General features: G+C 70.8%; 19 protein-coding genes and 1 other RNA gene. 4 read left to right on the plus strand and 16 right to left on the minus strand.

Annotation, left to right across the window (positions count from 1 at the left end; all coding sequences use genetic code 11):
* Positions 1-16: 16 nt before the first annotated feature.
* The 9 genes from CI089_RS13880 to CI089_RS13920 form a co-directional block, all read right to left on the minus strand.
* Positions 17-1,861 (minus strand): glycoside hydrolase family 3 protein, encoded by a 1,845-nt coding sequence (locus CI089_RS13880; protein ID WP_094262052.1) that lies wholly within the window; start codon positions 1,859-1,861, stop codon positions 17-19.
* A gap of 56 nt (positions 1,862-1,917) precedes the next feature.
* Positions 1,918-2,802, minus strand: a complete 885-nt coding sequence (locus CI089_RS13885) for a carbohydrate ABC transporter permease (RefSeq protein ID WP_094262053.1) — start codon at positions 2,800-2,802, stop codon at positions 1,918-1,920.
* Between the two features lie 4 nt (positions 2,803-2,806).
* On the minus strand, positions 2,807-3,757 hold the full coding sequence (locus tag CI089_RS13890) for a carbohydrate ABC transporter permease (RefSeq protein WP_036305017.1): 951 nt from the start codon (positions 3,755-3,757) through the stop codon (positions 2,807-2,809).
* Between the two features lie 5 nt (positions 3,758-3,762).
* Entirely contained in the window at positions 3,763-5,028 is a 1,266-nt protein-coding gene (locus tag CI089_RS13895) for a sugar ABC transporter substrate-binding protein (protein WP_094262504.1), read from the minus strand.
* Positions 5,029-5,202: 174 nt separating this feature from the next.
* Positions 5,203-5,610, minus strand: coding sequence for a DUF4190 domain-containing protein (locus tag CI089_RS13900; RefSeq protein ID WP_094262054.1), 408 nt, complete (start codon positions 5,608-5,610; stop codon positions 5,203-5,205).
* A gap of 77 nt (positions 5,611-5,687) precedes the next feature.
* A complete protein-coding gene (locus tag CI089_RS13905; RefSeq protein ID WP_094262505.1) occupies positions 5,688-7,148 on the minus strand; it encodes an aspartate ammonia-lyase in 1,461 nt (486 codons plus the stop codon).
* Between the two features lie 54 nt (positions 7,149-7,202).
* Positions 7,203-8,150 (minus strand): phosphodiesterase, encoded by a 948-nt coding sequence (locus tag CI089_RS13910; RefSeq protein ID WP_094262055.1) that lies wholly within the window; start codon positions 8,148-8,150, stop codon positions 7,203-7,205.
* Positions 8,151-8,173: 23 nt separating this feature from the next.
* Complete coding sequence (locus CI089_RS13915; protein ID WP_094262056.1) at positions 8,174-8,509, minus strand: peptidase; 336 nt, start codon at positions 8,507-8,509, stop codon at positions 8,174-8,176.
* A complete protein-coding gene (locus CI089_RS13920) occupies positions 8,506-9,750 on the minus strand; it encodes an inorganic phosphate transporter (RefSeq protein ID WP_094262057.1) in 1,245 nt (414 codons plus the stop codon). Before CI089_RS13920 ends, CI089_RS13915 begins: the two co-directional genes overlap by 4 nt.
* A gap of 200 nt (positions 9,751-9,950) precedes the next feature.
* Here CI089_RS13920 and CI089_RS13925 point away from each other — a divergent pair, with 200 nt between their 5' ends.
* Positions 9,951-12,110, plus strand: a complete 2,160-nt coding sequence (locus tag CI089_RS13925; protein WP_373441600.1) for a S9 family peptidase — start codon at positions 9,951-9,953, stop codon at positions 12,108-12,110.
* 21 nt (positions 12,111-12,131) lie between these two features.
* Here CI089_RS13925 and recR read toward each other — a convergent pair whose 3' ends face one another.
* Positions 12,132-12,725, minus strand: a complete 594-nt coding sequence (recR, locus tag CI089_RS13930) for a recombination mediator RecR (protein WP_094262058.1) — start codon at positions 12,723-12,725, stop codon at positions 12,132-12,134.
* 3 nt (positions 12,726-12,728) lie between these two features.
* Positions 12,729-15,023 (minus strand): DNA polymerase III subunit gamma and tau, encoded by a 2,295-nt coding sequence (locus CI089_RS13935; protein WP_094262059.1) that lies wholly within the window; start codon positions 15,021-15,023, stop codon positions 12,729-12,731.
* Positions 15,024-15,112: 89 nt separating this feature from the next.
* Between CI089_RS13935 and CI089_RS13940 the strand changes: the two genes are divergently transcribed.
* Complete coding sequence (locus CI089_RS13940; RefSeq protein ID WP_094262060.1) at positions 15,113-16,252, plus strand: NAD(P)-binding domain-containing protein; 1,140 nt, start codon at positions 15,113-15,115, stop codon at positions 16,250-16,252.
* Positions 16,253-16,282: 30 nt separating this feature from the next.
* Here the strand turns inward: CI089_RS13940 and CI089_RS13945 are convergent, their stop codons facing one another.
* The 5 genes from CI089_RS13945 to ffs all read right to left on the minus strand — a co-directional run bounded on the left by CI089_RS13945 (position 16,283) and on the right by ffs (position 23,215).
* Positions 16,283-18,862, minus strand: coding sequence for a glycoside hydrolase family 65 protein (locus CI089_RS13945; protein ID WP_094262061.1), 2,580 nt, complete (start codon positions 18,860-18,862; stop codon positions 16,283-16,285).
* 65 nt (positions 18,863-18,927) lie between these two features.
* Entirely contained in the window at positions 18,928-19,656 is a 729-nt protein-coding gene (locus tag CI089_RS13950) for an HAD family hydrolase (protein ID WP_094262062.1), read from the minus strand.
* A 26-nt stretch (positions 19,657-19,682) separates the two neighbouring features.
* Positions 19,683-20,912, minus strand: coding sequence for an acetate/propionate family kinase (locus CI089_RS13955; RefSeq protein ID WP_094262063.1), 1,230 nt, complete (start codon positions 20,910-20,912; stop codon positions 19,683-19,685).
* Positions 20,909-23,026, minus strand: coding sequence for a phosphate acetyltransferase (pta, locus tag CI089_RS13960; RefSeq protein ID WP_094262064.1), 2,118 nt, complete (start codon positions 23,024-23,026; stop codon positions 20,909-20,911). The genes CI089_RS13955 and pta overlap by 4 nt, the downstream gene beginning before the upstream one ends.
* Positions 23,027-23,118: 92 nt before the next feature.
* Positions 23,119-23,215, minus strand: an RNA gene (gene ffs, locus CI089_RS13965) — signal recognition particle sRNA small type.
* 107 nt (positions 23,216-23,322) lie between these two features.
* On the opposite strand from ffs, the gene CI089_RS13970 reads away from it, so the two are divergent.
* Both CI089_RS13970 and CI089_RS13975 read left to right on the plus strand, forming a co-directional pair.
* Positions 23,323-24,315 carry an AAA family ATPase gene (locus tag CI089_RS13970; RefSeq protein WP_094262065.1) on the plus strand — a complete coding sequence of 331 codons (993 nt, stop codon included), beginning with the start codon at positions 23,323-23,325 and terminating at the stop codon, positions 24,313-24,315.
* Between the two features lie 8 nt (positions 24,316-24,323).
* Entirely contained in the window at positions 24,324-25,604 is a 1,281-nt protein-coding gene (locus tag CI089_RS13975; protein WP_094262066.1) for a DUF58 domain-containing protein, read from the plus strand.
* Positions 25,605-25,635: the final 31 nt, after the last annotated feature.

Below are 25,635 nucleotides of genomic sequence, written 5' to 3' on the forward strand. Positions count from 1 at the left end.
AGTCTACCGACGCGCCTCACGCCGGCACGATCGACAGCCCGGTCCCCCGCGGGAAGATCGGCTCGTCGGTGTCGCCCGGGACGTCGGTCCGGGCGCGACGCACGGCCTCCATGGATCGCGGGATCTCGACCGGCAGCTTTCCGCGCGGCGGCACCGCACCGGTGAGAGCGGCGAGCACCGCGGCATCCGAGCTGCCGTAGTCGGCGACGATCGCCGAGGCGATGGGGACGAAGGGGGTGAGGACGGCGGGCCGGTCGAGACCGACGACCAGCACCAGCGGGGCGTGGGCCGCGACACGGCCCAACCGCGATACGAGTCCGGGCCCGAAGTCGAGAGAACCCTGGTGGAACCACTTCTCGAGGAACAGGTCGTCGCGGGGCTCGAAGGGCGCTCCGACGCGGACGATCGCGACGTCGGCGTCCTCGGGCCGCTCGACGCGGTCGCCGTACGCGGCGAGTGCGCTGTCGCCGACGTTCTCGGCGTAGATCCTCGGCCGGGACTCCGAGCGGATGGGCAGCACGTCGTCGCGGTTCTGCAGGACGGTCAGCGACTCCGCCTGTGCGCGGGTCCCGAGCGCCCGGAAATCGGCGTTGCCGACGATGCGCTCGGCTGCGTCCTCGTCGACGTACGGGTCATCGAAGAGACCCAGCCGGAACTTCACGAGCAGGATGCGGCGGGCCGACACGTCGATGCGCTCGATGGGCACGGTGCCGGACTCGACGAGGTCGACCAGCAGCTCCGTGCACTCCTCACCGCCGAACTGATCGACACCGGCATCCAGAAGCCGCAGCATCCGCTCGGTCGGGTCGAGCTCCTCGACCCCCCACGCGCGCGCGGGCAGCACCTGATCGCCGACGTGATTGTCGTTGACGAGCTCCCAGTCCGTGACGACGACGCCGTCGTAGCCGAGCTCGTCGCGCAGGAGGTCGGTCACGATCTGGCGGTTGTAGGCGAACCCGACCTCGGCGATCGGCACCCCGTTCCGCTCGAGCCCGACGGGCATGCCGTAGTACGGCATCATGCCGGCCGTCCCGCGCCGGATCGCCTCGCGGAAGGGCTCCAGGTGGTAGTCGAACATGCCGCCGGGGTAGACCTGCTCGCGTCCGTACGGGAAGTGCGCGTCCTCGCCGTCGAGCTGCGGCCCGCCGCCGGGGAAGTGCTTCGTCGTGCACGCGACGCTCTCGGCACCGAGCTCGTCGCCCTGGAAGCCCCGGAGGTAGGCGGCGGTGATCTGCGAGACCCGCTCGGCGTCGAAGCCGAAGGTCTGCGCCTGCCGCCCCCAGCGAGCCTCGGTGGGCAGGTCGATCTGCGGGTGCAGCGCGGCTCGGATGCCGACCGCGCAGTATTCGCGTCGGGCGACGTCGGCGAACTGCTCGATGACCTCGAGGTCGTCGAGGGCGGCGAGGCCCAGCGGCTCGGGCCACTGCGAGAACGGTCCCGCGGAGAAGGCGACCCCGGTGTTCTCGACGAACGCGTGCCGCGGATCCGTGCTGATCGTGACCGGGACGCCGTGCGGCGTGCGCTCGGCGAGACGCTGGAGGTTGTTGTTCCACCGCGCGCCCTCACGGGCGGTCCGGATGGCGTGCACGTTGAAGTGCGTCATGTTCTTGCCGACCACGACGTCGGTCGTGGGCGACTTCGAGATGGCCCCCGGCGTCTCGAGGAGCTCGCCGTCGGGGCCGATCTCGATGACGGTCTGGAACATCAGGCCGATCTTCTCGGCCGGCGACATCCGGCCGAGAAGATCGTCGGTGCGTTCCTCGGGGGTCAGGCGCGGGTCCTCGTACGGGTCGAGGATGCCGTTGCCGTTGAGGTCGCGGAAGCGGGTTCCGTCGGGGGCGGTGTGGAATTCGGGTCGCATGAGGGGCTTTCGATCGTGGGGGGACGGATGCGGCGACGCGGAGGTCCGCGCGAGGGTCACTTCAGGCCGGTGGTGGCAACGCCCCGGATGAACCAGCGCTGCAGGAACACGAACAGCACGATGATGGGCGCGATGACGAGCACCGAGCCAGCCAGGAGCAGTCCGTAGTTGGTCGCGTTCTGCCCCGTCGAGTAGAGCGACAGCGCGACGGGGAGCGTGTACATCTCCTCGGTCTGGGCTGCCACGAGCGGCCACAGGAAGTTGTTCCACGACGCGAGGAACGTCAGGATGCCGAGGGTCGCGAGCGGCGGCCCGCACAGCGGCATCACGATGCGCGAGAAGATGCGCCACTCCCCCGCCCCGTCGAGGCGGGCCGCCTCGAGCAGCGCGTCGGGGATGCCCATGATGAACTGCCGCATGAGGAACACGCCGATGGGGGCGGTGATGAAGGGGAGGATGAGCGCGGGATAGGTGTTGACGAGCCCGAGCGAGGAGACCATCACGAACAGGGGCACGAAGGTGACGACTCCCGGCACCATGAGCGTCACCATGACGAGGACGAAGAGCACCTTCTTGCCGGGGAACTCCATCTTCGCCAGGGCGTAGCCCACCATCGAGCAGAACACGATGTTGCCGAGGACGGTGACGACCGCGACGATGAGGCTGTTGCCGAAGAAGTGACCGAAGTCGAGGGGGCCGAACCACCGCGCGAAGTTCTCGCCCGTCGGATTCTCCGGGAACCACGTCGGCGGACGCCGCAGGATCTCGCCCTGCGTCTTGACCGACCCCAGCACCATCCACAGGAACGGGATGAGCCAGAGGGCGAGTCCGACCGTCAGGACGGTGTAGGTGATCGCGCGCGGGCCGAACCGACGACGGCGGCGCCGGGGAGCGGGCGGCGGCGTGACGGTGTCCACCACGGGAGCGGGGATGGTTGTCATCGGGTCAGTCCTTCGAACGGAGCAGCCGGAACTGCAGCAGGCTCAGCAGTGCGATGGCCAGGAACAGGACGTAGCTCGCGGCTGACGCCAGTCCGTACTCGCCGAAGCCGAACTGCTGGAAGGTGTAGTACGCGACCGACAGGGTGGAGTCGAGCGGCCCGCCCTTGGTCATGACGAACGCCTCCTCGAAGAACTGCAGGTAGCCGACGGAGATGAGCACCGCGCCGAGGAGGATCGTGGGGCGCAGCAGCGGCAGGGTGACCGAGGTCAGACGCCGCCAGGCTGACGCGCCGTCCATCGTCGCGGCCTCGTTGACGTCCTGCGGCACGGCCTGCAGGCCCGCGAGGAAGATGACCATGAGCGTGCCGACGTTGCGCCACACCGCCATCATGATCAGCGAGGGCAGGGCGAAAGCGGGATCGTTCAGCCAGTTGGGGCCGTCGATACCGACGAGCGCGAGGGCCGAGTTGAGCAGGCCGTCCGGCTGGAGGATGTAGCGCCAGACGACCGCGACCGCGACGATGCTCGTGACCACCGGCGCATAGAAGCCGACCCGGAAGAACGCGACGATGCGGCCGCCGCCGCTGTTGAGTGCGAGGGCGAGGGCGAGCGCCAGCACCATCGTGACCGGGATGCCGACCACGACGAAGATCGCGGTGACGCCGAGGGACGTGAGGAAGCGCGGGTCGCCGAAGAGGGTCGCGAACTGGTCGAACCAGACGAAGTTCACCGCGAACGGCGAGGTGATGTCGCGCGCCGTGAAGTCGGTGAACGACATCGCGAACGACCCGACGATCGGGAACAGCATGAAGACGGCGAAGACCGCGACGAAGGGCAGGCAGAACGCCCAGGCGATGAGGGCCTGGCGCTTGCGCTGCCTCGCGTGCAGCCCGCCGGGGCGGGAGGCCCCGCGGCCGGAGTCGACTCCGGCCGCGGGGAGGGTGGTGGTGGACATCGAGGTCACTCGAGTCCGATCGCGTCGGCGTCGGCCTGCAGCTTCTGCAGCACCGCGGGAACGTCGGCGCCACCGCGACGCAGCTGCTCGAGGGCCTGGTCGCCCTTCGCGGCGACCTGCACCCAGCTGGTCGTCACGGGCGGAGCCTTCGCGGTCTGGAGCTGTTCGCCGAAGGTCGTCAGGCTCGCATCGTCGGCCAGCGCAGGAGCGTCCCACGCGGCCTGGAGAGCGGGCAGGTCACCCGTCGTCTCGTAGAACGCCGCCTGAGTCTCCGGCTCGCTCAGCCAGCGGACGAGCTTCCACGCCGATTCGGCGTTCTTGCTCTGGTTGAACACGACGAGGTTCGCGCCGCCGCTGAACGAGACCGACCCGGTGTCGGCGGGCAGGACGGCGGTGGCGTACTTCGAGGCGAAGTCCGCACCGCCCAGCAGCTCGAGCTGACCACGCAGGAACGGGCCCTCGACGACCATCGGGGTGGTCCCCGCCACGAACTCCGCCTCCGTCGCTCCGGACGAGATGTCGGCGTTCGCGTCGGCGAGGCCCTTGTCGAAGAAGCTCTTGTAGTACTCCAGCCCCCTGGTCATCTCGGGGGTGTCGAGCGTCCAGGCGTCGCCGTCGGTGAGCTCGGCGCCGGCGGACCACGGCATCCACATCGCGCCCTGGAACGAGTCGTTGCCACCGGGCATCCGGATGCCGTACTGGGCGCCCGCCTTCTCCTTCATGTCGGCGGCGAGCTGCTGCAGCTCATCCCACGTCGTGGGCGCCTGCGTCCAGCCCGCCTGCTGCGCGAGGTCGGTCCGGTAGTAGAGCACGCGGGTGTCGACGTACCAGGGCACTCCGGCGGCACGATCGTCGAACTCGGTCGTGCTGAGAGCGCCGGGGAAGAAGCCGTCGGTCGCGATCTCGGCCGGGACGGTGGCGAACGCGTCGCCGAAGTCGGCCATCCAGGTCGAGCCCACCATGGCGACGTCGGGGGTGTTGCCGCCGGCGATCGCCGTCTGGAACTTGTTGTGCGCCGCGTCCCAGGGGATGGCGGTGACGTCGATCTTCACGTCGGGGTTGGCTTCCTGGAACTCTTCAACGAACTCCGGCAGCGCCTCGCCCTCTGCACCCATCGCCCACACGCTGATCGTGCCCGTGGCGGGGCTGTCGTCGATCGTGGTGACCTCGGCCGGCCCGGCGGCCGACTCGTCCGCACGGCCGCAGCCGGTCAGGATGAGCGACACCGCAGCGAGGGTGGCGATGCCACCTGCCACTGTCTTGAACTTCACGTCTTCCTCCTTGAATCGCGGGACCGCCGCGGCGATCAAAGCGCTTAACCTTTGCGCCGTCGTCGAGTTTAAGCGCTTTGAGCGAGAGACGCAATCGCACCCGGGAGTCCTGAGCCAGGCATGAGAAAACCCCCGCGGATCGGATCCGCGGGGGTTCTCGGTGCTGACGTCGGCTCAGTACCGCGCGGACGAGCAGGGCTGGGTCTGGCCCCAGACCGTCACGGTGTCGGCACCCTCCACGACGCAGGTCTGGTAGATCTCGTTCGCCATGTTGCCGAAGACGGTGAACAGCACGATCGCGACGACGACGCCGATGACCAGGAGCACGGAGCTGATGATGATCGCGGCGAGCGCGAACCCGTTCTTGTGCCCCGCCTTCTTGCTCTGGACGAGGGCGACGATGCCCAGGATGAGACCGATGAGCTGCGCGAAGAACGACAGGACGAAGGCGACGATACCGAGGGTCTTGCCCGGAATCGGGGCGTTGGGGTTGCCGTACGAGGCGTCGGAGGATGACGTCGGGTATGCCGGGGGCTGGTAGGCCGGAGGCTGGGGCGCGGACGGGTTGTTCGGGTCGGTCATGGGATCCCCCGGTCGGTCGGAAAAGAGGTGGACTTCTCGACGTTAGCGAGAGCCCACCCCCGGGCACAAAGGGGTGGTCAGCCCGACACGCTCTCCTCGGCGTCGGCGAGGACGATCGGGATGGCCGCCGTCACGGCCTGCAGACCCGACAGCCGCGCCGGCGAGAGCTGCTTGTCGACCTCCTCGCGCGACATCAATCCCGCCTCGACGACGAGGTCGCCCACGTTGCGGTGGGTCAGCAGTGCCGTCTTGGCCAGCGCCGCCGCCGCCGCATAACCGATGAAGGGGGTGAGCGCCGTGACCACGCCCACCGACGAACCGACCATCGCGCCCAGCCGCTCGCGGTTGGCGGTGATGCCGTCGACGCAGTTGACGCGCAGCGTCCGCATGGCCCGCCGCATCCACGTGATCGATTGGAAGATCGAGTGGGCGATGATCGGTTCGAATGCGTTGAGCTGCAGCTGTCCGCCCTCGACCGCCATCGTCACCGTCAGGTCGGCGCCGGCGACGGCGAACGCGACCTGGTTGACGACCTCCGGGATCACCGGGTTCACCTTGCCGGGCATGATGCTCGACCCCGCTTGGCGCGCCGGGAGGTTGATCTCGCCCAGGCCCGCCTGGGGGCCGCTCGAGAGCAGCCGCAGGTCGTTGCTGATCTTCGAGAGCTTGATGGCGTTGCGCTTCAGCGACGAGGAGAACGACATGAACGAGCCCGTGTCGCTCGTCGACTCGACGAGGTCGACGGCGCTGGAGAGGTCGAGGCCGGTGATCTCGCGCAGGTGGCGGACGACCGCGGGACGGTACTCCGGATGCGTCGTGATGCCCGTGCCGATGGCCGTCGCACCCATGTTGATCTCGTAGAGCAGCGATGCGTTCTCGCCGAGGCGGGAGTGGTCCTCCCCCAGGGTCGTGGCGAAGCCGTGGAACTCCTGTCCGAGCGTCATCGGAACGGCATCCTGGAGCTGCGTGCGCCCGACCTTGAGGACGTCGTGGAACTCGACGGCCTTCGCCAGGAACGATTCGCGCAGCAGCGCCAGCTCGTCGAGCAGTCCCTGCAGGTCGAGGGCGAGCCCGACCTTGATCGCCGTCGGGTAGACGTCGTTGGTGGACTGGCTGCGGTTGGTGTGGTCGATCGGCGAGAGGAAGCCGTAGTCGCCCTTGGAGCGGCCCGCCAGCTCGAGGGCGATGTTGGTGATGACCTCGTTGGCGTTCATGTTCGTCGAGGTGCCGGCACCGCCCTGGACGACGCCGACGACGAACTGGTCGTGGTACTCGCCGTCGATGACGAGTTGCGCGGCCCGGTCGATCAGCTCGGCGCGCTCCGCATCGAGCACACCGATCTCGCGGTTCGCGCGTGCCGAGGCCTGCTTGACCATCGCGAGCGCTCGGACCAGGTCGCGGTAGACGGAGATCGGCCGCTGCGAGATCGGGAAGTTCTCGAGCGCGCGAGCGGTGTGCACGCCCCAGTAGGCGTCGGCGGGGATCTCGAGCGAGCCGAGCGAATCGGTCTCGGTACGGGTGGCAGAAGTGGACGACATCATGCACGGGTCCTTGTGGGTCTCACGGCGATGGGAGGGACGATCCCAGCCTAGTCAGCGCTTGCGGGAAAACGCCTCGAGACGCTCCTGCGGCGACAGCTTCGCCATCTCGGCGACCCACTCGGCGGAGAAGTAATCGCCCGTCGGAGCCTCGACGACGGGCACGACGGTGTGAGTGACCACGTCGTCGTACACGTGGACGAGCTGGAAGGCCTGGCCGGCATCCATGCCGTTGACCGCCTGCGGGGGACGCTGGAGGTTCATCGTGTAGCAGGTGGCCGATGCGACCGAGACCGGGATGCCCGCGAACGTCCCGGAGGTGGAGTAGTGCAGGTGACCGGCGAGGATGCCGCGCACGTCGGTCCCCGCGATGGTCTCTGCCAGCGCCTCCTGATGACGCAGCTCGAGGATGTCGAAGAACGGCACGTGGCTCGGCAGCGGCGGATGGTGCATCGCGAGCATCGTGCCGTGGGGCGCGGGCTCGGCGAGGACCTCGCGGAGCCAGTCGCGCTGATCCGCGTCGATGTCGCCGTGGTGCCAGCCCGGAACCGTGGAGTCGAGGGCGATGAGCCGCAGTCCCGACAGGTCCCACACCCCGGTCAGCGGCTCCTGGCTCGGCGGTCCGCCGAACAGGCCGACGCGCATCGCGTCGCGCTCGTCGTGGTTGCCCGCCACCCAGACGATCGGCGCCGCCAGCCGCTCCGCCACGGGCTCGACCGCTTCGCGGAGGCGGCGATACGCGTCCGGCTCGCCGAGGTCGGTGAGGTCACCGGTGAAGACCAGGGCGTCGGGTCTGACGCCGGTGCGCTCGACGGCCGCGAGGGTGGCTTCGAGGTTCGCCTCGACGTCGTAGCGCCCGCCGAGCGCAGCGCCACCCGCCAGCAGGTGGGTGTCGCTGACGTGGACGAGGACGTGACCGGCGGGCTCATGACGGCCGAACCGCACGGATGCCGCGGGGTCGCGGTGCTGCGTGGAACCGTCCGACGGCGCTGCTGAGGTCATGGCCACAGCCTATGCCGGGGGTCCTACCGTCCCGCCACGATGAGGACGATGCCTCCGAGGACGGCGAGACCGCAGAGGGTGAACGCACCGTAGGCGGCCACGAGCGCGACCCTCTTCTGCGCTGCCGTCAGCGGGTTCTTCTTCGCCGCCTTGGCCGCGGCCTTCGCGTGACGGCGCGCCTGCTTCTCGCTGATGACCGCGATCGCGTCGGTGAACTCCGCGGGAGTCACCACCGGCACGCGGCCCGCGCGCACCAGCATCCGCAGGCCGAACGCGTAGAAGCCGACGACGAGCACGGCGCCGGTGATGGCCGCCGCGAACACCTGGACGAAGGCGAACCAGTCGATCGAGACGTTCATCGCTCGCCCTCCGTCTGCTCCGAGCCCGACTTCTTCGCCGCGGCCGCCGCCTTCGCGCGCCGCTGCCGCCGTGTGGGCGGCGGATCGGCCGGCACCTCGACGGCGAGACCGGAATCGGCGACTTCGCTCATCGCGTTGCCCGCGTGCACCTCGTTGCGACGCGACCGGAGGAACAGGGCGAGGACGATCGCGACGGCGGCGATCGCGTCGACGACGATGCCGACGGGGCCGAACCACACCACGAGCAGAGCGGCGACGGCCCCCACGGCCCCGGAGGCGGGAAGGGTCAGCAGCCAGCCGACCGCGATGCGGCCCACCGTGGCCCAGCGGACCGTCGAGCCGCGGCGTCCGAGCCCGGAGCCGATCACCGAGCCCGACGCGACCTGCGTCGTCGACAGCGCGAAACCGAGGGCGCTCGAGGCGAGGATCGTCGACGCCGTCGACGCCTCGGCCGAGAACCCCTGTGCGGGCTTGACGTCGGTGAGCCCCTTGCCGAGGGTGCGGATGATGCGCCATCCCCCCATGTAGGTGCCCAGCGCGATCGTGACGGCGCACGCCACGATGACCCACAGCTGAGGCTCGGCGTGCTCGGCGCTCTGCCAGCCGGCCGCGATGAGGGCGAGGGTGATGACGCCCATGGTCTTCTGCGCATCGTTGGTGCCGTGCGCGAGCGCGACGAGAGAGGAGGTGAAGATCTGCCCCCAGCGGAAGCCGTCGCGACCGTCGGGCTTGCCGTCGTGGCGACGGGTCACGGCGTAGGCGACCTTCGTGACGGTGAACGCGATGACGCCGGCCGTCACGGGCGCGATCAGCGCGGGCAGGATGATCTTGCTCAGCACGACGCCGAAGTCGATCGCCATCGCCCCGACGCCCACGAGAGTCGCGCCGATGAGGCCGCCGAAGAGGGCGTGCGACGAGCTCGACGGCAGTCCCAGCAGCCACGTGAGCATGTTCCACGTGATGGCGCCGATCAGCCCCGCGAAGATCAGCGGCAGCAGCGCGGTCGCGGCGAGCTGATCCTCGTGGATGATCCCGTGCGAGACGGTCTTGGCGACCTCCGTCGACAGGAATGCTCCGACGAGGTTGAGGCCGGCGGCCAGGAGGACGGCGACCTTGGGCTTGAGCGCCCCCGTCGCGATCGGCGTCGCCATCGCGTTCGCGGTGTCGTGGAAGCCGTTGGTGAAGTCGAAGAAGAGTGCCAGTCCGATGACCAGCAGAAGAATGAGTACAGCGGTCTCCACTGTGCGCTCTCTGTGCGTGCGGGCCCGCGAACGCGGGTCCTCGATTACGGGATCGGGATGCCGCGGCAGCGGCGGGCGCGAACGAAGAGTTCACCGTCTGTTCAGGGTCCGGCAACCGGACCATCGAATCCTGCCACACCATCGCCGTCACCGTGAATCCGAGCGGCCGGATCAGGCGGTCACGGCGCTAGCGTGGAACGGTGACCGACACCCGCGACATCCGCACCCCTTCCTCCTCCGACGCTCCCGCGGCCCCTGTAGCGGCCGTGCGCGAGCACCGCCGCACCCACCACGGCGACGAGTTCGTCGACCGCTACGAGTGGCTGCGCGAGAAGGACGACGCCGAGGTGATCGCGCACCTCGAGGCCGAGAACGCCTACACCGACGCCCGCACGGCGCACCTGAGCGGGCTGCGCGAGCGGATCTTCGAGGAGATCAAGGGGCGCACGCTCGAGACCGACCTGTCCGTTCCGAGCCGCCGCGGCGACTGGTGGTACTACAGCCGCACGGTCGAGGGCAGCCAGTACGGAATTCACTGCCGCGCTCCCCTCACGTCGCCCGACGACTGGACACCGCCGCAGCTCGAGCCCGGCGTCGATGTGCCCGGCGAGCAGGTGCTTCTCGACGGCAACATCGAGGCCGAGGGCGCGGAGTTCTTCTCGCTCGGGAGCTTCGAGGTCTCGGCCGACGGTTCCCTGCTGCTGTACGGCGTCGACACCGAGGGCGACGAGCGATACACGCTGCGCCTTCGCGACATCGCCACCGGCGAGAACCTGCCCGACGAGATCACCGGGACCTTCGCGGGAGCCTCGCTGTCGCCCGACGGCCGGTTCGTCGTCTACTCCACGGTGGATGACGCGTGGCGGCCGGACTCGGTCTGGCTGCACGAGATCGGCACCGACACGACCTCCGACGAGCGTCTGTTCCACGAGCCCGACGAACGCTACTGGGTGGGTGCGGGCTTCACGCGCAGCGACCGGTACCTGGTGATCGAGGTCGGCTCGTCGATCACGAGCGAGGAGTTCCTCGTGCCGGCCGACGATCTGCGGGCGGAACCGCGCTCGGTGTGGCCGCGCCGGGAGGGTGTGGAGTACTCCGTCTCCCACGCGATCGTGGACGGCGAGGATGTGCTCTACGTCCTGCACAACGACGGCGCGCTCGACTTCGAGCTCGTCCGGGTCTCGGCCGACGACCCGACGGGTGCGCGCCAGGTCGTGCTCCCCCACGAGCCGGGACGCCGCCTCGAAGGCCTCTCGACGTTCCGCGACTGGGCGCTGCTCGGCTACCGGCGCGACGGACTGCAGCGTCTGGGCATCTTCGACTACGGCTCGGCCTCGGTCACCGAGCTCGAGTTCGACGAGCCGCTCTACACCGTGGGCTCGGGCGGCAACCCCGAGTGGGCGCCGCCCGTCCTGCGTCTCGGCTACGGCTCGTTCGTCACCCCCGGCACCGTCTACGACTACGTCGTCGCGACCGGGGAGCTGCTGCTGCGCAAGCGCCAGCCGGTGCTGGGCGGGTACGACCCCGCGGACTACGAGCAGCGACGGGTGTGGGCGACGGCCGACGATGGGACGCGCATCCCGGTCTCGGTCGTGTGGAAGCGGTCGTTCGGCGACCCCGCCGACAGCGGGGCCGGGCAGCCGCGCGCGCTGCACCTGTACGGCTACGGGTCGTACGAGCACTCGATCGACCCCGCGATGTCGGTGGCGCGCCTGTCGCTCCTCGACCGCGGCGTCGTGTTCGCCGTCGCCCACGTGCGAGGCGGCGGCGAGATGGGGCGGCAGTGGTATGAGGACGGGAAGCTGCTGCACAAGCGCAACACGTTCACCGACTTCGTCGCCGTCGCGCGCCACCTCGTCGAGACCGGCTACACCTCGCCCGACCGGATGACCGCCGAGGGCGGGTCGGCCGGCGGCCTCCTCATGGGCGCCGTCACGAACCTCGCCCCCGAGCTGTTCTCCGGTGTGCTGGCCGCGGTGCCCTTCGTCGATGCGCTCACGACGATCCTCGACCCGTCGCTGCCGCTGACCGTCATCGAGTGGGACGAATGGGGCGACCCGCTGCACGACCCGGACGTGTACGCGTACATGAAGTCGTACTCGCCGTACGAGAACGTGCGCGAGGACGTGACGTACCCGCGCATCCTCGCGGTCACCTCACTCAACGACACTCGCGTGATGTACGTCGAGCCCGCGAAGTGGGTCGCCCGTCTGCGAGAGGTCGGGGCCGACGCGTTGCTGAAGTGCGAGATGGTGGCCGGTCACGGTGGCGTGAGCGGCCGGTACAACTCCTGGCGCGAGCGCGCGTTCGAGCTCGCGTGGCTGCTCGACGTCGTCGGCCTCGCTGACCAGCCGGCCTGACGCCGCACCCGAGGGGCGCTGTCAGAGCTGGCGGCGCCCCTCGAACGCGCGGCCGAGGGTGACCTCGTCGGCGTACTCGAGGTCGCCTCCGACGGGGAGGCCCGACGCCAGCCGCGTCACGCGGATCTCGAGAGCCGTCAGGAGGCGACTGAGGTAGGTCGCAGTGGCCTCTCCCTCGAGGTTCGGGTTGGTCGCGAGGATGACCTCCTGCACGGTGCCGTCGGCCAGACGCTGCATGAGCTGCGCGATGCGGAGGTCGTCGGGGCCGATGCCGCCGATGGGACTGATCGCGCCGCCGAGCACGTGGTACAGGCCGCGGAACTCGCGCGTGCGCTCGATCGCGGCGACGTCCTTGGCGTCTTCGACGACGCAGATGAACGTGCCGTCACGCCGCGGGTCGCGGCAGATCGCGCAGCGCTCGTGCTCGGACACGTTGCCGCAGACCTCGCAGAAGCGCACGCGCTCGCGCAGCTCGCCGAGCAGGTGCGAGAGCTTGGAGACGTCGAAGGTGGGAGTCTGCAGGATGTGGAACGCGATGCGCTGCGCCGACTTCGGCCCGATGCCGGGCAGGCGGCCGAACTCGTCGATGAGGTCCTGGACGATGCCGTCGTACATGGCTTAGCCGAATCTCGTGGGTGAGGTGAAGGGTTCTTCGCGAACGAAGGTGGCTCCGAGCATCTGGCGGACGACCGCCTCGCCGTAGCGCTCGATACCGCCCCGGGCGGGTGCCGCGTTCGAGCGGCCGTTCGACGGCGCCGGGGCGGCGACGGCAGCCTCCGGCGATGCCGGTGCGGGGCCTGTCGTCGCCGGGGCGGTGGTCATTGGCCGTTCGACGGCGACCGGCGCGCGCGGGGGCAGGGGCGCGTAGTCGTCGACGGGAGGCGGCGGGTAGTCGCGGTCCTCCTCGTCGATGGGCGGCAGGGGCTCGGGGTAGGGGTCGACGTCACCGTCGTGGGGCGCCGTGAGCGTGCGCACGGGGGCGGCGACGGCATCCTCCGGCTCGTCGTCCACCGCGAACTGCGGCGCCGGGTCGCCCTGCGGGATGGGCGCGACGGCCCACTCGGTGACGGGGCCGGCGGAGGAAGCGGAGCCGGATGGTGACGCGGATGCGGCCGGACGGGCGCCCGCCGACGCCGAGGGTGCGCCCGCGGTGCGCTGACCGCCGGGAGCCGGCTGCGACGACGGGGCGGGCGCGGACTGCCGGTGATCCCCCGCGGGATGCTGCCGTGGTGCGCCACCCGACTGCCCGCCCGGCTGCGGGGCCGGAGGCCCCCCGGGTGCGGGGCCGCCGCCGGGGTCGGAGTCGTGGCGGGCGACGTACTTGACGCGCACGCCGAGGACGCTCAGAATCGCGCCACGCAGATCTTCGCTCGGGCCCTTGCCCGCGTTGAGCTTCTTGAACTGCAGGACGTCGGACTGGCTCTGGAAGGACAGCGTCAGCACACCCGTCTCGGAGAACGCGACAGGCGTGGCGACGGAGGCGATCATCCACGAGGTGCGGCTGATCGACTCGAGACGCTGCAGCACCTCGGGCCACGCATCGCGCATCTGCGCGAGCGTGACGGTCGACGGATCGCGCGGTTCGGCCGGGGCCGGGGCCGGGGCCGGGGCCGGGGCCGCGGGAGGCTGCGCGGCGGGGGCGGGGGCAGAGGACGGCGCGGACGCGGTGCGCTCGGGCTGCGCGGGGGCCGGAACCTGCGCCGGGGCGGGCGTGACGATGCGCGGCGGAGCTGCGGGCGCGGCCGCGGGAGACGAGGCGTGCGACGCGGGAGCGGCGGCGACCGGGGCCTGGTCGGCGGCGGGAACGCTGTGCTGCGCGGCGGCGAGGACGCGCGCCACCAGCAGCTCCAGCTGAAGCCGCGGCGACGTGGCGCCCGACATCTCGTCGAGGGCGGTGACGACGAGGTCGGCCGTGCGCGAGAGACGGTCGGTACCGAAGAGCGAGGCCTGCCGCCCCATCCGCTCGAGCTCTTCCGCGGACACGCCGCGCAGCACGGCGGATGCGCCCTGGCCGGTCGCCGACACGATGATGAGATCGCGGAGGCGCTCGAGCAGGTCGTCGACGAAACGGCGCGGGTCCTGACCGGTCTGGATGACCCGGTCGACCGCCGCGAAGGCCGCTGCGGCGTCGACGGCGCCGAACGCCCCGACGACCTCGTCGAGCAGCTCGGCGTGGGTGTAGCCGAGGAGGGCCACGGCGCGCTCGTACGCGACGGCGCCGTCGTCGGACCCGGCGATCAGCTGGTCGAGCAGCGAGAGCGTGTCTCGCGGCGACCCGCCCCCGGCCCGCACGACGAGCGGCAGCACGCCGGCCTCGACCTGCACGCCCTCCTGGGTGCACAGCTGCTCGACGTACTCGAGCATCGCGGCGGGCGCCACCAGCCGGAACGGGTAGTGGTGGGTTCGCGAGCGGATCGTGCCGATGACCTTCTCGGGCTCGGTCGTCGCGAAGATGAACTTCACGTGGGCCGGCGGCTCTTCGACGAGCTTCAGCAGAGCGTTGAAGCCCTGCGCCGTCACCATGTGCGCCTCGTCGAGGATGAAGATCTTGAAGCGGTCGCGGGCCGGGGCGAAGACGGCGCGCTCGCGCAGGTCGCGGGCGTCGTCGACACCGTTGTGGGAGGCCGCGTCGATCTCGACGACGTCGAGTGAGCCGCCGCCGCCACGGCTCAGCTCGACGCAGCTGTCGCACGTGCCGCACGGGGTGTCGGTTGGTCCCTGCGCGCAGTTCAGACAGCGGGCGAGGATGCGGGCCGAGGTGGTCTTGCCGCAGCCGCGGGGACCGGAGAAGAGGTACGCGTGACCGACGCGGTCGGAGCGGAGCGCCGTCATCAGGGGTTCGGTCACCTGCGACTGGCCGATCATCTCGCCGAACGCTTCGGGACGGTAGCGGCGGTAGAGGGCGGTGGTCACCCAGACAGACTACGGCGTACCGCTGACACCGGCCCTGTCGGCATCCCCACGTCGGGAACAGTGCGCACCCGCGCACGGTTGCACGGGGCATGGAAGCCGCACGCGTCGACGTCGTCGTCATCGGCGCCGGGCAGGCCGGGCTCTCGGCCGCCTACCATCTGCGCCGCCGCGGGTTCGTTCCCTTCTCCCCCGGCGACATCCCCTCCGACACGTCGGCGCGGACGTTCGTCGTCCTCGACGCCGAGGACGCTCCCGGCGGCGCCTGGCAGCACCGGTGGGAATCGCTGCGCATGGAGACGGTCAACGGCATCCATGAGCTGCCCGGTTTCGCGGTGCCGCCGGCTGATCCGGCTGCTCCGGCCCGTGCCGTGCTTCCCGCCTATTTCGACGACTACGAGCGTCGCTTCGACCTCCGGGTGCACCGCCCCGTGGAGGTGCGGCGCGTCGAACGCGAGGACGCCGACCCGCACGGTCGCTTGCGGGTGGTCACCGGAACCGGGTCGTGGTCGGCGCGCTGGGTGGTCAATGCCACGGGGACGTGGCGCCGCCCGTTCTGGCCGCGCTACCCGGGAGCCGACACCTTCGTGGGGCGCCAGCTCCACGTGCACGACTACGTCTCGGCCGACGAGTTCTCGGGGCAGCGGGTCGTCATCGTCGGCGCCGGGATCTCGGCCATCCAGCTGCTCGACGAGATCTCCCGCGTCGCCGACACCTTCTGGGTGACGCGCGACGAGCTGCGGTGGGACGCCGGCGGGTTCGACACCGCCGTGCGCATCGCGGCGATCGCCGGGGTCGAGGAGCGCGTGCGGCAGGGGCTCCCGCCCGGCAGCGTCATCTCGGTCACCGGCCTGCACTGGAACCGCTGGGCGGAGTCGGCTCAGCAGCGCGGCGTACTGGTCCGGCATTCGATGTTCGAGCGGATCGAGCCGACCGGCGTGCGCATGCCGGACGGCCGGCTCGAGCCCGCCGACGCGATCCTGTGGGCGACCGGCTTCCGCGCCGACATCCCGCACCTGGCCCCGCTGGGCCTGCGCACCGCCGCCGGCGGCATCCGGGTCGCGAACGGGCGAGCGATCGACGAGCCGCGGCTCTTCCTCATCGGCTACGGACCGTCGCAGTCGACGGTCGGCGCCAACCGCGCGGGCCGCGACGCCGTGCGCGCGATCATGTCCGAGCTCGCCGTGCCCACGGGGTCCGCGCCTGCGACCGTCGCGGCGGCGCTGCCCTGAGCTGGCCCGCCAGGAGCGACCCCCGCGACGTCAGGAGTCGGTGCCCACCTGCTGGTCGGCGAAGGTCTGCGCGTAGTCCTCGACGACGGGAACCTCGCCGGTGATGATGGGAACCTCGGTCGTCACCGTCGGGATCGACGTCGTGACCGTCGCGTCGGGGATCGAGGCCGACAGCAGCGACCCGTCCTCGCGGCGCGACTGCGCGAGCTGGCGCAGCGACGGCCGGCCCGACAGGAGCGGCCCCTGACCGGCGAGCGGGATGCGGACGGTCTCGCCGCCCGCGACCCGGAACTCGCGACCGCGCACCGAGAAGTCCACCGCATCGCCCGGCCCCGCGGCGACGGTCATAGCCTCGGCGGTCAGCGTGATGTCCAGGCGCGTGCCCTGCCAGTGCAGGGTGTACTCCAGCGACGGCCAGTCGCGCGGCAGGCGCGGGTCGAAGCTCAGGGCGCCGTAGTGGTCGCGCATGCCGCCGAATCCGGAGACGAGAGCGGTCCACACGCCGCCGGCGGAGGCGACGTGCACGCCGTCCGAGGCGTTGCTGTGGAGGTCGCCGAGATCGACGTAGATCGACTCGAGGAAGTACTCCAGCGCGAGGTCCTGGTAGCCGACCTCGGCCGCGAGAATCGACTGCACGACACCGGACAGCGTCGAGTCGCCGGTCGTGAGCGGGTCGTAGTACTCGAAGTCGGCCAGCTTCTCCTCGTCGGTGAAGTGGTTGCCCTGGAGGAACAGCGCCAGCACCACGTCGGCCTGCTTGAGCACCTGGTAGCGGTAGATCACGAGCGGGTGGAAGTGCAGCAGCAGCGGCCGCTGGCTGTCGGGGGTGTTCTCCAGGTCCCACACCTCGCGGTCGAGGAACACCGCGTCCTGCGGGTGGATGCGCAGCGACTCGCTGAACGGGATGAGCAGCGCCTCGGCCGCCCGCTCCCACCCGTCGGCCTCTGCGGGGTCGAGGTCGAGACGCTCGATGAGCGCGCGATACGCCTCGGGCGCCTCCTCGGCCATGTCGCGCACCGTCCGCGCGGCGAACCGCAGGTTGAACCGAGCCATCACGTTCGTGAAGAGGTTGTCGTTGACGACCGTCGTGTATTCGTCGGGTCCGGTGACGCCGTGGATGTGGAACGACTCCGCGGCACCGTCCTCGCCGAAGCGCCAGAACCCGAGCGTCGACCACAGCCGTGCCGTCTCGACGGCGATGTCGACGGCCTCGCGGTAGAGGAAATCGACGTCGCCCGTGGCCCGCACGTACTTCGCGAGGGCGAAGCTGACGTCGGCGTTGATGTGGTACTGCGCGGTGCCGGCGGCGTAGTAGGCGGAGGCCTCTTCGCCGTTGATCGTGCGCCACGGGAACAGGGCGCCGGCCTCGTTGAGCTGACGCGCCCGGCGGCGCGCGGCGGGGAGCATGAGGTAGCGCATGCGCAGCGCGTTCCGGGCCCACAGCGGAGTCGTGTAGGCCAGGAAGGGCAGGACGTAGACCTCGGTGTCCCAGAAGTAGTGGCCGCTGTATCCCGACCCGGTGACGCCCTTGGCGGGCACGCCCTGCCCGTCGGCTCGGGCGGCCGCCTGCGCGAGCTGGAACAGGCACCAGCGGGTCGCCTGCTGCAGGTCCTCGTGGCCGCCGATGCGCACGTCGGAACGACGCCAGAAGTCGGCGCACCACGCCGCCTGCCGCTCGAACTGAACCGCGACTCCCTCCTCGCGGACCCGGTCGAGCACCCGGCGACTGCGCTCGACGAGCTCGCGAGCCGGCACGCCGCGCGACGTGTGGTAGCTCACGAGCTTGGTGACGGTGATGGGGACACCCTGCCGCGCGTTCACCCGGAAGACGTTCTTGGCGATGTCGGGCTCGATGAGGCGACGGGAGGAGTACTCGTTCTCGGTCTCGACGAGGTGGTCGGCGACGACCGACACCGTCATCCCGGAGTTGGTGGACTTGTACGACAGGACCGACCGGCCGTCCTCGTCCTGCCAGTACTCCTGCGGCTGGAGGACCCGCTCCTCGATCTTCTCGGTCTTCCGCGGGTCGAAGCCCGCGGTGGCGCGGCCCGGCGCCGATCCCCCGTAGACGTCCTCGCCGTCCTGGCGGTTGACGATCTGGCTGCTCACCGAGACCGGGGCGTCGGAGTTCAGCACCGTCACCGTCAGGCGCATGATCGCGAGGTGCTTCTGCTCGAACGACACGAGGCGCTCGAAGTCGACCTGCACCTCCTTGCCGCTCGGGGTGACCCACAGCAGCTTCCGGGTGAGCACGCCGGTGCGCATGTCGAGGACCCGCTCGTAGTCGCGGATGTCGGCGACGTCGAGCGAGAGCGGCTCGTCGTCGACGTAGACACGCATGACCTTCGCGTCGGGCGCGTTGATGATCGTCTGGCCGACCTCGGCGAAGCCGAAGGCCTGCTCGGCGTGGCGGATCGGGAAGATCTCGTGGAAGCCGTTGATGAAGGTGCCGTGCTCGTGCGCGTAGCGTCCCTCCGGGTGGTTGCCGCGCAACCCGAGGTAGCCGTTGCCGACCGCGAACAGCGTCTCGGTCACGCCGATGTCCTCGACCGAGAACCTCTTCTCGACGAGACGCCAGGGGTCGACGGGGAAGCGATCGCGATCGATCATGAGGGCCTTCCGGAGGACGGGCCCCGCCGCTGGAGGCGGGCGATGCGGGCGGGTGTTGACGTTGGTCAGACGAAAGCGTCGAGATCGTCGACGACGACGTGGGCTCCGAGCGCGCGGAGCGCGTCGGCGCCGGCGCCGCGATCGACGCCGACCACGAGAGCGTAGCCTGCCGCGACCGCCGACTCGACACCCGAGTGGGCGTCCTCGATCGCGACGGAACGGGCCGGGTCGACGCCGAGCATGCGCGCGCCCTCCGCGAAGACGTCAGGCGCGGGCTTGGAGGGCAGGTGGCGCTCCTCGGCGATCACGCCGTCCATGACGACGGGGAACCTGTCCAGAAGCCCGGCGACCGCGAGGACCTCGCGCGCGTTCTTCGAGCTGGAGACCACGGCGATCGAAACCCCGGCGGCCTGGAGCTTGTCGACCAGGGCCAGCGATCCGGGGTACGGCGCGATGCCCTCGGCTCGCAGGACGCGCTCGAACACCGCGTTCTTGCGGTTGCCGATGCCGCAGATGGTGTCGGCCGACGGGTCGTCGCCGGGGTCGCCCCACGGCACCTCGACGTCGCGTGAGCGCAGCAGGCTCGCGACGCCGTCGTAGCGCTTCTTGCCGTCGAGATGACGGAAGTAGTCGTCCGCGGTGTACTCCGGCGTGATCCCCCAGGCCGTGAACAGCTCGGTGAACATGGTCTGCCACGCGTGCATGTGCACGTCGGCGGTCGGGGTGAGCACGCCGTCGAGGTCGAACAGAACGCCGTCGTAGGTGGTCAGGTCGGGAAGCTGAGCCGAGGTCACGGAACCAGCGTAATGAGGTCCGGCGGTCACGCCGTCACGGCGATGGTCTGCCGCGCGATCTCCAGCTCCTCGTTCGTCGGGACGACGAGCACCTCGACCCGGGAGGCATCCGTGGAGATCCGGCGGATGCCGCGCCCGCGCTGCTCGTTTCGGGCCGGATCGATCTCGACACCCGCGAACCCGAGCGTCTCGAGGGCCGCGGCGCGCACCAGCGGGGAGTTCTCCCCCACGCCGGCGGTGAAGGAGATGACGTCGACCCCGCCGAGCTCTGCGAGGTACGCACCGGCGTAGGCGCGCAGCCGGTGGGCGTACACCTCGAACGCCAGCGTGGCCGCCTCGTCGCCGCGCTCGACCCCGTCCTCGATGTCGCGCATGTCGGAGACCCCCGCCAGGCCCAGCATGCCGCTCCGCTTGTTCAGGAGATCGTCGAGCTGCGGGATGGTCATCTCGGCGCGGCGGGCGAGGTGGAAGATGACGGCGGGGTCGATGTCGCCCGACCGCGTGCCCATGACCAGGCCCTCCAGCGGCGTCATCCCCATCGACGTGTCGACCGAACGACCGCTGTCGATCGCCGTGACGGATGCGCCGTTGCCGAGGTGGAAGACGATCTGGCGCAGCTCGGCGAGCGGACGGCCGAGGTGAGCCGCGGCCGCCTCCGAGACGAACTTGTGCGAGGTGCCGTGGAAGCCGTAGCGGCGGACGCGGTGCGCCTCGGCGAGCGCCGTGTCGATCGCGTAGGTGTAGGCGGCGGGCGGCATCGTCTGGTGGAAGGCGGTGTCGAAGACCGCGACGTGCGGCAGGTCGGCGAAGGCGGCCTTGGCCGCGCGGATGCCTTGCAGTGCGCCGGGGTTGTGGAGGGGCGCGAGCACCGACAGCTCGTCGATGTTGATCTCGACGAGGGGCGTGATGAGCGTGGGTTCGAAGAACCGCGCGCCGCCGTGGACGACGCGGTGGCCGACGGCGACGGGCGCGTGCTGCTCGAGCGACGGGCCGTTCTCGGCGAACGCGTCGAGCATGAGCTGGAAGCCGGCGGTGTGGTCGGCGATCGGGAGCTCGCGCTCGTAGGTGGCGTCGGTGGCGGTGACGGCGGCCTCCCCGGCAGCGGCCGGCGGGAAGAACACGGTGTGTTTGACCCGGCCCTGCTCCTGCCCGATGCGCTCGACGAGGCCCGACGCGTGAGGGAGCCCGGTCTCGGCGTCGATCAGCTGGTACTTGAACGACGACGAGCCGCTGTTGATGACGAGCACGATGCTCATGCGGATGCCCCTCCCTGGGCCTGGATCGCGGTGATGGCGATCGTGTTGACGATGTCTTCGACGAGGGCTCCGCGGGAGAGGTCGTTGATCGGCTTGTTGAGGCCCTGCAGGACGGGGCCGATGGCGACGGCGCCGGCCGAGCGCTGGACGGCCTTGTACGTGTTGTTCCCGGTGTTCAGGTCGGGGAAGACGAACACCGTCGCCTTGCCCGCGACGGACGATCCGGGCATCTTCTTCGCCGCGACGGCCGCGTCGGTCGCCGCGTCGTACTGGATGGGGCCCTCGACCAGTAGCTCGGGGGCGCGCTCGCGCACGAGCGCGGTGGCCGCCCGCACCTTGTCGACGTCGGCGCCGGACCCCGACTCCCCCGTCGAGTACGACAGCATCGCCACGCGCGGGTCGATGCCGAACTGGCGCGCCGTCTCGGCCGACGACACGGCGATGTCGGCGAGCTGCTCGCTCGTGGGGTCGGGGATGACGGCGCAGTCGCCGTAGACGAGGACGCGGTCGGCGAGCGCCATGAGGAAGACGCTCGAGACGACCGAGACGCCCGGCTTGGTCTTGATGATCTCGAAGGCCGGACGGATCGTGTGCGCCGTCGTGTGGGCGGCACCCGAGACCATGCCGTCGGCGAGACCGAGGTGCACCATGAGCGTGCCGAAGTACGACACGTCGGTGACGGTGTCGGCCGCCTGGCCGTACGTCATGCCCTTGTGGGCGCGCAGACGCTCGTACTCGCGGGCGAACTTGTCGACGTGGACGGCGTCGAAGGGCGAGAGGATCTCGGCTCCGCGCAGGTCGAGACCGAGCTCCAGCGCGCGCGAGCGCACCTCGATCTCCTCGCCCAGCAGCGTGATGTCGGCGATGCCGCGCGCGAGCACGATCGAGGCGGCGTGCAGCACGCGGTCATCGTCGGCTTCGGGCAGGACGATGCGGCGGCGGTCGGTGCGGGCCCGCTCGACCAGGCCGTATGCGAACATCAGCGGGGTCACGACGGTGGACCGCGCGAGCCCGAGCGCCTCGGTGAGCTCGTTGGTGTCGATGTGCCGCTCGAAGAGCGCCGCGGCGGCCTCGTAGTGCCGCCGCGAATCGGCCGCGAGGCGCCCCCGCGTGCCCATGATGCGGGCCGCGGTCTCGTAGGTGTCGAGATCGGTGGCGATGATCGGCAGCGTCTCGCCGACGCCGTCGATCAGCCGGTCGACCGCCTCGGGCAGCGGGAACCCGCCGTTGATGACGATCGCCGAGAGCGAGGGGAAGGTGCCCGACGCGTGTGCGAGCAGCGTGGCCAGGAGCACCTCGGCCCGGTCGGACGGGATGACCACGACCGAGCGCTCGCTGAGCCGCGGGAGCACGTTGACCATCGACATCGCACCGATGACGACCCCGAGCACCTCGCGCCCCAGCAGGTCGGCGTCGCCCTTGACGAGCGACCCCTCGACGGCGGCGAGGACGGTGCTCACCGACGGCGACACGAGGAAGCGGTCCTCCGGCACGGCCCAGACCGGGACGTTCTGCGGCACCGCACCGCGCACGGCCTCGATGATCTCGTCGAGACGATCGCCGTCCGCGCGGTTGGCCACGACGGCGAACAGCTCGGCTCGGTCGTCGCGCAGCTCCGACACCGCCAGCGATGCGATCTGTCCCATCTCGTCGGGGGTGCGTGCCGGGGCGGACCCGAGCTTCTCGCCGCCGCCCTGCCCCGCTCGTCCGCCGAGCACCAGCAGCACCGGTGCCCCGAGGTTCACCGCGATGCGGCCGTTGTAGCTCAGCTCCGCGGGGGAACCGACATCCGTGTAGTCGCTGCCCATGATGACGACGGCGTCGCACTTGGCCTCGACCGACTTGTAACGCTCCACGATGCGAGAGAGCGCCCCGTCGGGGTCGCGCCGCATGTCGTCGTAGGTGACGCCGATGCACTCGTCGTACGCGAGGTCGACGCCGTCGTGGTCGAGCAGCATCTCGAGGACGTAGTCGCGTTCCTCCGTCGACCGGGCGATCGGCCGGAACACTCCGACGCGGGGCGCGACACGGCTGAACGCCTCGAGCACCCCCAGCGCGATGATCGACTTCGCGGAATGGCCTTCTGCGGACGTGATGTAGATGCTCTGAGCCACGGGTTCAGCCTAAGAGGGAGAGGCCTGACCACGAGCCGTGAATATCGCCACGGTCGTGGCGGCGGATGCCGCAGGCCACGACGGTGGGGAAAAAGTAAGACTCTCCGCGAACCCGGCAGAGCCCGGTTACCCTTGCTACGTTTCCGTCCTGGGGGAGTTGGCCTGGATGCCGCCTCGCGGAGAGCTGACACCAGTCTAACCCGGAACCTGAGTCCTCCCGTCACCGGGGCCGGTTAGGCTCTCGCCAGACGGGCGCGACGCGGCGGGACACGCGGCGCGGAGAACGAGGGGATCGCATGACCAACGACGGCAGCCAGGCAGCTTTGGGTCCCGACCGGTTCGCCGCCACCACCGATGCGATCTCGGCGAGCATCGCCCGCGTCATCGACGGCAAGCCCGAGGCGGTGCGCTCCGCGCTCGTCTGCCTCCTCGCCGAGGGGCACCTTCTCATCGAGGACGTGCCGGGCGTCGGCAAGACGATGCTCGCGCGTGCGCTCGCCGCGACCGTGGATGCCACGGTGCGCCGCATCCAGTTCACCCCCGACCTGCTGCCCGGCGACGTCACGGGCGTGAGCGTCTTCAATCAGGCCGACCGCGAGTTCGAGTTCAAGCAGGGGGCGATCTTCGCCCACATCGTCATCGCCGACGAGATCAACCGCTCCTCCCCCAAAACGCAGTCCGCGCTGCTCGAGGCGATGGAGGAACGCCAGGTGACCGTCGACGGGCGCACCCACGCGCTGCCCGCCCCGTTCCTCGTGGTCGCGACGCAGAACCCCCTCGAGATGGAGGGCACCTACGCCCTACCGGAGGCGCAGCGCGACCGCTTCATGATGCGCATCTCGATGGGCTATCCCGACGCCGCGTCCGAAGCCCGGATGCTGCGTCAGCGCGACACCGTCAACCCGCTGTCGTCGCTCGCCCCGGTCATCACGGCGAACGAGGTGCAGGACCTCATCGCCTGGGCGCGCAGCCTGCATGTCTCGCCCTCGGTCGAGGAGTACGCGGTCGCGATCGCCCGCGCCACCCGCGACCACCGCGATCTGCGCCTGGGGGCGAGCCCCCGCGCCACCCTGCAGCTCGTCCGCGCCGCGAAGGTGTGGGCAGCGCTCGACGGCCGCCCCTTCGTCATCCCGGACGACATCGTCGCGCTGCTGCAGCCGGTCTTCGCCCACCGCCTCATCCCGGCGCGGACGACCGGCGCCTCCCGCGGCCGCAGCGGCGCGGAAGTGGTCGAGGCGGCGTTGGCCGACATCGCCGCGACGGTCCCGGTGCCGCTCCCGGTCCGCTGAGCCCCGCCATGACCGGTTCTTCCCGTCCGGCTCACCGCCGGCGCCCGCTGGGCCCCGCCCTCCGGCGGGCCTGGCCGCTGACGGCCCGCGGCGCCGGTGCGGTGCTGATCGCCGTCGCCGCCATCGTCTGCGCCCACGCCTTCGGCGTCGCGGAGCTCGTGTACGTCGGCGTGCTGCTGATCGCGACCGTCGCGCTGGGCTGGGTGTCGCTGTGGTTCGTCCACCGATACGGCGACGTGTCGCGTTCGTTCTCCCCCGACGTGGCCGCCGTCGGGAGCGAGAGCGTCGTGACGGTTCACGCGACGGCCCGCGGCGGGTTCTCCGGCGCGATCGCCCGATGGACCGACGCGCTGCCGGACGGCGTGGAGGGAGACGCGTCCGGCATCCTCACCGGTGCGGCCGCTCTCGACCGCATCCGCCTGACCTACCGCATCCGGGGCACACGGCGCGGCATCCGCGACGTCGGTCCTTTCGCCGTCGTCGTGACCGATCCCTTCGGGTTCACCCGCCGGAGCGTCCGCATGGGCGGGGCTGAGCCGATCACCGTCGCACCGGCGACCGTGATGCTCCCCCCGCTGACGGAGTACCCCGGCGAGGCGGGTGGCAGTCTCCACACCGCGACCCACCAGCTGGGCGAGGGCGCCGACAACCTCATCCCCCGGGCCTATGCGCCGGGCGACTCGATGCGGCGGATCAATTGGCGCGCGAGCGCGCACCACGACGAGCTGATGGTGCGTCAGGAGGAGCAGGAGTCCACTCCCGAGGCCACCGTCGTGCTCGACCGGGCGGCGTCCCGCTGGGCTCCGGCGGCGTCGCGACCCGGCGAGGACCCGGCGTTCGAGACCGCCGTGACGGCGGCGATCTCGGCGGTCGCTCGTCTCGCGCGCGAGGGCTACGACGTCACGGTCATCGACGCGGAAGGACACCCGGTCGGTGCGCCCGTTCCGGCCGGCGATGCCGTCGCCGTCGAGCAGCTGGCCCTCGACCTCGCCACGATCGTCGCCGGCTCCGGCGATCGATTGGCCGTGCTTCCCCGCCTGTTCGCGGGCACCGTCGCAGGGCCGGTGGTCGTCATCTCCGCTCGCGTGACGGCGGCCGACGCCGATGCGCTGGCGCCGCTCGTCGCGCACAGCGCGCTTCCCGTGCTGCTGGCGGCCGAATCCTCGGACGGGGCGCTCGCACGAGCGGCCGCGGCCGGATGGCGGGCCGGCGTGCTGACTCCCGACGGCGACCTCACCGAGAGCTGGCGCGCCGCGACCGAACGGGGGACCGCTCGTGCCGCGTACTGAGCCGTCGCGCCGGTGGCGGCATCGTCCGACG

Source organism: Microbacterium sp. Yaish 1, from assembly GCF_002245215.1.
Classification (GTDB): domain Bacteria; phylum Actinomycetota; class Actinomycetes; order Actinomycetales; family Microbacteriaceae; genus Microbacterium.

Bases quoted from the DNA above. Each gene is read 5' to 3' on its own strand.
- CI089_RS13945 (WP_094262061.1), bottom strand. From the start codon at position 18,862: ATGATCGATCGCGATCGCTTCCCCGTCGACCCCTGGCGTCTCGTCGAG.
- CI089_RS13910 (WP_094262055.1), bottom strand. From the start codon at position 8,150: ATGACCTCAGCAGCGCCGTCGGACGGTTCCACGCAGCACCGCGACCCC.
- recR (WP_094262058.1), bottom strand. From the start codon at position 12,725: ATGTACGACGGCATCGTCCAGGACCTCATCGACGAGTTCGGCCGCCTG.
- CI089_RS13940 (WP_094262060.1), top strand. From the start codon at position 15,113: ATGGAAGCCGCACGCGTCGACGTCGTCGTCATCGGCGCCGGGCAGGCC.
- CI089_RS13915 (WP_094262056.1), bottom strand. From the start codon at position 8,509: ATGAACGTCTCGATCGACTGGTTCGCCTTCGTCCAGGTGTTCGCGGCG.
- CI089_RS13905 (WP_094262505.1), bottom strand. From the start codon at position 7,148: ATGTCGTCCACTTCTGCCACCCGTACCGAGACCGATTCGCTCGGCTCG.
- CI089_RS13885 (WP_094262053.1), bottom strand. From the start codon at position 2,802: ATGACAACCATCCCCGCTCCCGTGGTGGACACCGTCACGCCGCCGCCC.
- CI089_RS13880 (WP_094262052.1), bottom strand. From the start codon at position 1,861: ATGCGACCCGAATTCCACACCGCCCCCGACGGAACCCGCTTCCGCGAC.
- CI089_RS13890 (WP_036305017.1), bottom strand. From the start codon at position 3,757: ATGTCCACCACCACCCTCCCCGCGGCCGGAGTCGACTCCGGCCGCGGG.
- CI089_RS13955 (WP_094262063.1), bottom strand. From the start codon at position 20,912: ATGAGCATCGTGCTCGTCATCAACAGCGGCTCGTCGTCGTTCAAGTAC.
- CI089_RS13975 (WP_094262066.1), top strand. From the start codon at position 24,324: ATGACCGGTTCTTCCCGTCCGGCTCACCGCCGGCGCCCGCTGGGCCCC.
- CI089_RS13970 (WP_094262065.1), top strand. From the start codon at position 23,323: ATGACCAACGACGGCAGCCAGGCAGCTTTGGGTCCCGACCGGTTCGCC.
- CI089_RS13900 (WP_094262054.1), bottom strand. From the start codon at position 5,610: ATGACCGACCCGAACAACCCGTCCGCGCCCCAGCCTCCGGCCTACCAG.